An 8,681-nucleotide genomic window follows, 5' to 3' on the forward strand; every position below is an offset into this window, starting at 1 on the left:
GGTGAGAACGTATCAATAGGCAGTAACTTACCCTGCAAACTCTTCTGAGTCTGGACGGTTAGTAAATTGCACGCCATTTAGAAAATCGCAAAGTAGTTGGTCTTCACATACTTTGTAGTTATTGTTCTCTGGCTTACGGAAGTAGGCACCAATCTCGTACTTACTTAGGCTGATGCCTACCACTTCTAATATATCTAATACATCTTCTGCTTTCATGTTCAACGCAATACGCAGCTTCATGAAAATCATGTTGTTAGTCAGAGCTACTTCAGGTTTAGGTTGAACACCTTCTTTTTTGCCACGCTTAAGATTGATAAAACCATTTAGGAATACCGCTAACTCTTTATCTTTCATCTTAGAGCATGACTTGTCGTTGTCGTCTTTTAGCCAATTAATCACTTGGTCATGAGCAACGGTCACATCAGCTTGCTCGATAGCTTTAATGATCTGTGCATTTTTAAGGTTTAGCGCGTGTTGAATACGACGCAAGATTTCGTTGTTAGTCACTGGGGATTCCTAAAAAGGGTTTGAAGAGTAAAGAGGTGTTGGTTAGCCCGTTATTGTCGGCAAACAAATTTCTACTCTACATAGCATAGTTGACGGCGACTCTAACAGAGAACGCTTATTTTCGGTAGATATAAAAAATCCCCAATGCTTATCAACTCATTCAAGTTAAAAGTGCATTAGGGATTTCGCTATGAGTGCTTGTTATCTGACTGAAGCCAGAGCTACATTACACGCATGCCAGGTTGAGCACCTTCGTGTGGTTCAAGGATCCACAAGTCACTGCCACCAGGACCAGCAGCTAGGATCATGCCTTCAGACATACCAAACTTCATCTTACGAGGTTTAAGGTTTGCTACCATGACAGTTAGTTTGCCTTCTAACTCTTCAGGTTTGTACGCTGACTTGATACCAGAGAATACTTGGCGAGTTTCACCACCGATGTCCAGTTGGAACTTCAGTAGCTTGTTCGCTTTTGGTACTTCTTCACATGAGATAATACGAGCAATACGCATATCGACTGCTGCAAAGGCATCGAATTCAATCTCGTCTGCGATTGGCTCTTTGTCTAGCTCAGTTTGGCTTGCTTGCTCTTTTTCAGCTTCTGCTTTTTCTTTTGCTGCTGCTTCAGCGGCTGCATCTTCTTTAGAAGACTCGATCATTGCTTCCACTTTCTTCGGATCAATACGGCTAAACAGCGCTTTGAACTTAGTGATTTCGTGATCAGTTAGCGGTGTAGCAATCGCTTCCCACGTTAGCTCTTCGTTTAGGAAAGCTTCAGTGCGAGCCGCAAGCTCTGGCATAACGGGTTTCAGGTAAGCCATTAGCACGCGGAATAGGTTAATACCCACAGAAGAAACTTCTTGAAGCTCTTTCTCTTTACCTTCTTCTTTTGCAAGAACCCAAGGTGCTTTTTCGTCGATGTACTGGTTAGCTTTATCAGCTAGTGCAGTAATTTCACGGATAGCGCGGCTGAACTCACGAGTTTCGTACAGCTGACCGATACGCTCTGCAGCAGCAACGAATTCGTTGTAAAGCTCTGGTTCTGCAAATTCAGCAGAAAGCTTGCCTTCGAAACGCTTAGTGATGAAGCCAGCGTTACGAGACGCTAAGTTAACAATCTTGTTTACCACGTCAGCGTTTACACGTTGAGTGAAGTCTTCAAGGTTAAGGTCAAGGTCATCGATACGGCTGTTTAGCTTAGCAGCGTAGTAGTAGCGAAGACACTCAGGGTCTAGGTGATTTAAGTACGTACTTGCTTTGATGAATGTGCCTTTCGACTTAGACATTTTCGCACCGTTCACCGTTACGTAGCCGTGTACGAATACGTTGTTTGGCTTACGGAAACCAGCGCCTTCTAGCATTGCAGGCCAGAATAGGCTGTGGAAGTAAACGATGTCTTTACCGATGAAGTGGTAAAGCTCAGTTGTGCTGTCTTTCTTCCAGTATTCGTCAAAGTTGAGATCGTCGCGCTTGTCACATAGGTTCTTGAAAGAAGCCATGTAGCCAACAGGAGCGTCTAGCCAAACGTAGAAAAATTTGTTTTTCTCGCCTGGGATTTCGAAACCGAAGTAAGGTGCATCACGTGAGATATCCCACTGTTGCAGGCCAGACTCGAACCATTCCTGCATTTTGTTTGCAGTTTCATTCTGTAGAGAACCAGAACGAGTCCACTCTTTAAGCATGCTTTCGAACTGAGGTAGGTCGAAGAAGAAGTGCTCAGAATCTTTCATTACTGGAGTTGCGCCAGAAACCGCTGATTTAGGGTTAATTAGCTCAGTTGGGCTGTATGTCTCACCACAGTTATCACAGTTATCACCATACTGGTCTTCTGACTTACACTTAGGGCAAGTACCTTTTACGAAGCGGTCTGGTAGGAACATCTCTTTCTCAGGGTCGAAAAGCTGAGAAATAGTACGGCTAGAAATGAAGCCGTTCTTTTTAAGTTCTAGATAGATGTGAGAAGCCAGTTCACGGTTCTCTTCGCTATGTGTGCTGTGGTAGTTATCAAAGCTGATATCAAAGCCAGCGAAGTCTTTTTGGTGCTCTTCACTAACAGCAGCGATCATCTCTTCTGGCGTGATACCCATCTGTTGAGCTTTAAGCATAATTGGCGTGCCGTGAGCATCGTCAGCACAGATGAAGTTTACAGTGTTGCCACGTAGACGCTGGTATCGAACCCAGATATCAGCTTGGATATGCTCAAGCATATGGCCAAGGTGAATAGAGCCGTTAGCGTACGGAAGCGCACAAGTTACCAAAAGTTGTCTTGGATCAGTTGCCATACTTAATAATTCGCTTTTTTGATAGGTATAAATTTTGAGAGGTAATACTACTTTATAACGTGTGATACGCCAAGGTATCAGACAAAGGATTCCCCTAGTTTTTTAGGGGTTCAGTCTTCATCTCGTGGGTGATAGCATAAATAAAAAAAGGAGCCCCAATGCGTAACTTTACTTCTAAGCAAGATTTCTGTTCATGGTTGAATGAGTTCGAGTCACCAATCCTCATCCCAGAGTGGGCGCTACACCAAAATATTGTATCGGTTGATCCGCGTGGGTCATTTGTTATTACCTTGCCTTTTGCTGCCAATCAGCTCGCGGTTGAACTGGAACAGTGGATCCACTCCCAGATTGAACAGCAACTTGTTAGCGCTTTTCAGTTTGAAGTAAAAGTGAAGCCGTCTGCGCTAGAAACAACAGTCGCGACACCTTTGAAGGGCGTTAAGAACATTATCGCCGTGACGTCGGCAAAGGGTGGGGTGGGTAAATCGACAACTTCGGTAAACCTTGCGCTTGCGTTATCTAAGTCAGGTTCAAAAGTGGGCTTGTTGGATGCGGATATCTATGGTCCATCTGTGCCGATGATGCTCGGTCAACTGGATGCAAAGCCAGAAGTGCAGAACAACAAATGGATGATGCCAATCGAGGCGCACGGCATTTTTACGCATTCTATTGGCTATCTTGTGTCGAAAGATGATGCTGCAATCTGGCGTGGCCCAATGGCAGCGAAGGCTTTAGGTCAGCTCGTGAATGAAACCGTATGGCCAGAATTGGATTACCTTGTTATCGACATGCCACCGGGTACGGGTGATATTCAGCTAACGCTTTCGCAGCAGATCCCAGTGACGGGCGCGGTTGTGGTGACCACCCCTCAAGATTTGGCATTAGCCGATGCGCGTAAAGGTGTGGCAATGTTTGATAAAGTGAGCGTGCCAGTGGCAGGCTTAGTGGAAAACATGAGCTACCATATCTGTAGCCACTGTGGCGAGAAAGAGCATATCTTTGGCGCTGGTGGCGCGGAAGCCATGTCAGAAGAGTTTTACCTCGATATCTTAGCGCAAATTCCGCTGCACATTGATGTACGGGAAGATATTGATGCAGGTTGCCCAACCGTTATACGTCGTCCAGACAGTGAACACACGCGTCATTACTTAGAGCTTGCTGAGAACGTGGCTGCGAAGATGTTCTGGACTGGTAAGGCGAGACCAGAGGCGATTAACTTCTCGATGGTTGAATAGCAATGGCTGATCACAAAGGTGTGTAAATCATGTTTGGGTGAGATAAACAACGGTTGGATTAGGTGGATAGCCATAGGGGGTGTGCATATAGTTGTATTTAAGTTATTTGAAAGCAAACGATTGTTTTAAGTAAATGTATTGAGATCATCAATTTGACTGCAATTAGCTAACATCGCGACTAGAATCTATATGCTTTAGCCCCTATAATCAGGCGGTTTATCTCTTCCCACCACCAAACCATATCGGGTGCAAATTAATGTCTGATAATAATCAATGTGTCATCGTAGGTATCGCTGGCGCTTCAGCTTCAGGAAAAAGCCTGATCGCGAGTACGATTTATAATGAGCTGCGCGAAAAAGTAGGCGACCATCAAATTGGTGTTATCACGGAAGATTGCTATTACAGCGACCAAAGTCACTTGAGTATGGAAGAGCGAGTTAAAACTAACTACGACCACCCAAATGCACTAGATCATGACCTTTTATGCGAACATCTACAGCAGCTAATGAGTGGCAATGCCGTGGAAGTTCCTGAATACAGCTACACAGAGCACACACGCACTTCTGAAACGACTACACTTACTCCTAAGAAAGTGATCATTTTAGAAGGTATTCTGCTTCTGACAGACCCGCGTCTTCGTAAACTAATGCACGCAAGCGTATTTATGGATACACCGTTGGACATCTGTCTACTACGTCGTGTTAAGCGTGATGTAGAAGAGCGTGGTCGAACAATGGATACGGTACTTAAACAATACCAAGAAACAGTACGCCCAATGTTCATGCAGTTTATCGAGCCTTCAAAACAACATGCAGACATCATCGTTCCTCGTGGTGGTAAAAACCGTATTGCGATTGATGTGCTAAAAGCGCATATTGCGAAGTTGTTGAAGTCTTAATCGAATTAAATTTTGCCTAAGTGACTCACTTAGCTTTATTTTTTACCGAATCAGTGGCACTTTTATAGTGCCACTTTCTTTTGGAATCTAAGCAAGGAATATGCGGATGAAGAAACTACTCATTTTCATAGCTGTACCAGTGTTTGTTGTCGTTGCAGCAATTCTGGCACTAGTGCTGTTAGTGAATCCCAACCAATTTAAGCCATTAATTGTCGAACAAGCCCAAAAACACACAGGCCTAGAGCTCGTGATCGAGGGTGATATCAGTTGGCAATTCTTCCCATCTATTGGCTTCGAACTTGGTCAAACTGAATTACGTAACCCTGAAGGGTTCACTCAACCAAACCTGTTTAAGGTTGATACGGTTGGCGTTGATGTTTCGGTTACTCCGCTATTTAGCAATCAACTAGAGATCGGCAATATCACTCTAGATGGTGCAGAATTTTATTTAGAAACGCTTAAAGATGGTCGCAAGAACATCGATGCGCTCACACAAGTGTCTGCTCCTAAGGAGTCTGAACCTGCAGCGGATACAAGTTCTGAAGCAACACCGGCGCCTCAAGAGCAAACTTCTACAGACACATCTGGCTGGACGATCAATCTTGCAGGTGTAACTGTCTCAAACGCATTGTTTGAGATGGACGACAAGCAAGCAGGTTCATTCACTAAGCTATACGATGTGTCTTTGAGTCTTTCTGAGTTTGCCGTTGATACATGGACGACCGCGACGTTTGCGGCTTCTGGTGAAAACAACCAACAGAAGTTCTCTGCAAATGGCAGTGCTGAATTCAAATTAGCGGAAGGCTTTGCAAGCTACGCATTACGAAATATTGACCTTAATGCGAAGTTCAATGATCCAGCAACGTCGATCGAGTCAGCGAAGATTGGCTTAAATACGTTTGAGTTCGATAAGGTTAACCAACTGACTTATGCGGTGATTGGTAATGCTGCTGGTCTTGACCTTGATCTTAAAGGTGGCGGTGACTTAACTGTCGATAGCGCGATCTCAAAAGTTACACTGAACAAGTTAACATTAGACTCAACATTCAAAGGTGAAACGCTTCCTCAATCACCAATGAAAGTGGATATGCTGTCTGACTTAAGCTTTGATCTAACGAAGAGTCACTTGAGCTTTGTGCTAGCGAAGCTGCAAGCTAACGCTATCGCACTAGACGGTAAAGCGGACATCACTTTATCTGAAATACCAAAGGTTCGTTTTTCTCTTCATAGCCCGAACATCGATTTAGATGAGTTCTTAGGCCTAGGTAATACAGAAGAAACAGCGAGCGCTGCGCCTTCTGATTCTGCTGGTGGCTCAACTTCAAATACTACAGCTTCTTCGACGTCAAGCTCAGGTAGCTCGACTTCAAGTTCAGATAACTCGGCTCCTGCGAAAGAAGTAGAACCTGACCTGTCAGCTCTGAAAACGCTCGATGTGAAAGGTAATATCACAATCGATAAGTTCAAGGCGAACAACGCAAAAATGCAGAACGTGAAAACTGCGTTCTCAGTTAACCGTGGTATCGCAGATCTGATATCGTTTACCTCGAATCTTTACCAAGGCTCTATCTCGGCAACAGCACGATTAGATGCACGCAAGACGCCAGCGACTTACACGGCTAAGAAAAAGATTAAAGGCGTAAAAGTACAACCGTTACTGGTTGACGTAGCGAACAACGATACGCTGGAAGGTACCGGTAATATCGATGTTAACGTTAAAGGTAAGAGCTTGACGCCAACAGGAATCAAGAAGAACTTGGTTGGTACTATTGCGATTAACTTTGAAGATGGTGCGGTTAATGGCATCAACATCGCGCAACTGATTAGAGAAAACTACGCTAAGATCAAAGGCGAAAAAGTCGAAAGCAAAGACGAGTCTCAAAAGACAGATTTTAGTGCAATGAAAGCAACACTCAAGGTTGATAAAGGTTGGGTTTCAACGAATGACTTATCGGCACAATCGCCTCTTTTACGCGTGACAGGTCAAGGTAAAGCAAACTTCATCAATGAAACGGTCGACTTCCTGGTTCGCACGTCAATTGTTGGTTCGCTTGAAGGCCAGGGTGGTAAGAGCATTGATGATCTCAAAGATGTGACGATTCCAATTAAGGTAACCGGCCAGTGGGCTGACCCGAAATTTGGGCTTGTTTTTGATGATGTGTTGAAACAGAAAGCTGAAAAAGAGATTGATCGCGGTATTAAGAAACTTGAAGAAAAATACGGTGACAAGATCAAAGATGAGAAAACTAGAGATGCAGTCAATGGTTTACTCAAAGGCTTGTTTAACTAATCGCTATTTTAAATAAATAGCATATAAATAGCATATAAAAAGCGCCATTCCTTATTACGAGGAATGGCGCTTTTGTTTGGCTGCCGATAATACCCAAGAGAGATTCCCTATGAAGCTCGTCCCTCGCATTAGGGAATGACGATAGGTATTAGTGCCTTGTTCAAGGGCGAGACAGTCTAGTGGTCGTCATCCTCGAGAGGGAAGAGTGACCGAGTCGGGGACCTCTGGTTGGAAGGCTGTTACCAATCCACACCTTGCAGAGCTTTAACACCAGACTCAAAAGCGTGTTTAACGTTACGAACTTCAGACACGGTATCGGCCATGTCCGTTAAAGTACGATGCGCTCCACGGCCTGTGATGATCACTGATTGCATTTTAGGACGGTTACTCAGAGCCTCTACCACTTCATCTAGCTCGATGTAGCCATAGCTTACCATGTACGTCAGCTCATCAAACAGAATTACATCAATCGACTCATCAGCTAGCATGCGTTGGCACTCTTTCCATACGCGCTGTGCGGCTTCAATATCTTTCGCCTTATTTTGAGTTTCCCAAGTAAAGCCTGTACCCATCACTTGGAACTCTACATCGAGTTTTTGAAGAACGTTCTTTTCACCGTTATCCCAGGTTCCCTTTACAAACTGAGCAACGGCACATTTCTTACCGTGACCGACTGCACGTGTAATCGTACCGAAACCTGATGTCGATTTCCCTTTCCCGTTGCCAGTAATAACCAATAACAGTCCTTTCACTTCTTGCGCTGCTGCAACACGTGCATCGACTTGCTCTTTTACTTTCTGTTGTCTTGCTTTGTGGCGTTGTTCTTTGTTGTCTTCGGTCGACATAACAAATCCTTTTAAGTTGTGATTACGCCTATCATAGCCTAACTTAACGATAGCAAAAACCATCGGAAGAACAGGTGATTACGGATGAAAAAGATACTCGTGGTTTGTATGGGGAATATTTGTCGTTCGCCAACAGGTGAAGCGGTGCTGAGAAAGAAAGCTCAGCAGATGGATATTAATGTAACGGTCGACTCCGCTGGGACGATTGGCTTTCATCAAGGCAATGCGCCAGACTCACGTTCAAAATCAGCAGGAGAGAAGCGCGGCTACAGCTTTAAAGGGATTACCTCTCGTAAAGTGGTAGATAATGACTTCGAAGAGTTTGACCTGATACTTGCGGCAGACAAGGCGAATTTAGATGACTTAGTGAGCCAGTGTCCAGTTCACCTCCAATACAAGCTCGCGTTATTTTTGAGTTTTGGAGAGTCACAATATCAAGAAATTCCCGATCCTTATTATGGTGAGGGGAATGGCTTTGAATTAGTGTTGGATTTAATCGAAGAGTCGAGCGAAGCGATACTGCGTTCAATATAGTGTAGAGGCTGTGTTCTTGGTGGGCGATAAAGTATCAAGGTTCATCGATATAAAAAAGGCCGACATTGAATGTCTAATGCCGATCGTTTA

7 protein-coding genes are annotated in these 8,681 nt (G+C 44.3%); 4 read left to right on the forward strand and 3 right to left on the reverse strand.

Features of this window, described 5'->3' with window-relative positions:
- Positions 1-27: 27 nt before the first annotated feature.
- Complete coding sequence (locus tag AB4496_RS18810; RefSeq protein ID WP_102257903.1) at positions 28-507, reverse strand: DUF1456 family protein; 480 nt, start codon at positions 505-507, stop codon at positions 28-30.
- A gap of 221 nt (positions 508-728) precedes the next feature.
- Positions 729-2,789 carry a methionine--tRNA ligase gene (metG, locus tag AB4496_RS18815; RefSeq protein WP_009848620.1) on the reverse strand — a complete coding sequence of 687 codons (2,061 nt, stop codon included), beginning with the start codon at positions 2,787-2,789 and terminating at the stop codon, positions 729-731.
- A 158-nt stretch (positions 2,790-2,947) separates the two neighbouring features.
- Between metG and apbC the strand changes: the two genes are divergently transcribed.
- From apbC to AB4496_RS18830, 3 genes are all read left to right on the forward strand, one after another.
- Entirely contained in the window at positions 2,948-4,024 is a 1,077-nt protein-coding gene (gene apbC, locus AB4496_RS18820) for an iron-sulfur cluster carrier protein ApbC (RefSeq protein WP_009848619.1), read from the forward strand.
- A gap of 256 nt (positions 4,025-4,280) precedes the next feature.
- Complete coding sequence (gene udk, locus AB4496_RS18825; RefSeq protein WP_004734002.1) at positions 4,281-4,922, forward strand: uridine kinase; 642 nt, start codon at positions 4,281-4,283, stop codon at positions 4,920-4,922.
- A 106-nt stretch (positions 4,923-5,028) separates the two neighbouring features.
- On the forward strand, positions 5,029-7,212 hold the full coding sequence (locus AB4496_RS18830; RefSeq protein ID WP_009848618.1) for an AsmA family protein: 2,184 nt from the start codon (positions 5,029-5,031) through the stop codon (positions 7,210-7,212).
- Between the two features lie 239 nt (positions 7,213-7,451).
- Here AB4496_RS18830 and cobO read toward each other — a convergent pair whose 3' ends face one another.
- Complete coding sequence (cobO, locus tag AB4496_RS18835) at positions 7,452-8,057, reverse strand: cob(I)yrinic acid a,c-diamide adenosyltransferase (protein WP_009848617.1); 606 nt, start codon at positions 8,055-8,057, stop codon at positions 7,452-7,454.
- Positions 8,058-8,141: 84 nt separating this feature from the next.
- Here cobO and AB4496_RS18840 point away from each other — a divergent pair, with 84 nt between their 5' ends.
- Positions 8,142-8,591 carry a low molecular weight protein-tyrosine-phosphatase gene (locus tag AB4496_RS18840; protein WP_017099041.1) on the forward strand — a complete coding sequence of 150 codons (450 nt, stop codon included), beginning with the start codon at positions 8,142-8,144 and terminating at the stop codon, positions 8,589-8,591.
- The last annotated feature ends 90 nt before the right edge of the window (positions 8,592-8,681 follow it).

Source organism: Vibrio sp. 10N.222.46.A1 (assembly GCF_041473595.1).
In the GTDB taxonomy this organism is placed as follows: Bacteria; Pseudomonadota; Gammaproteobacteria; order Enterobacterales; family Vibrionaceae; genus Vibrio; species Vibrio tasmaniensis_A.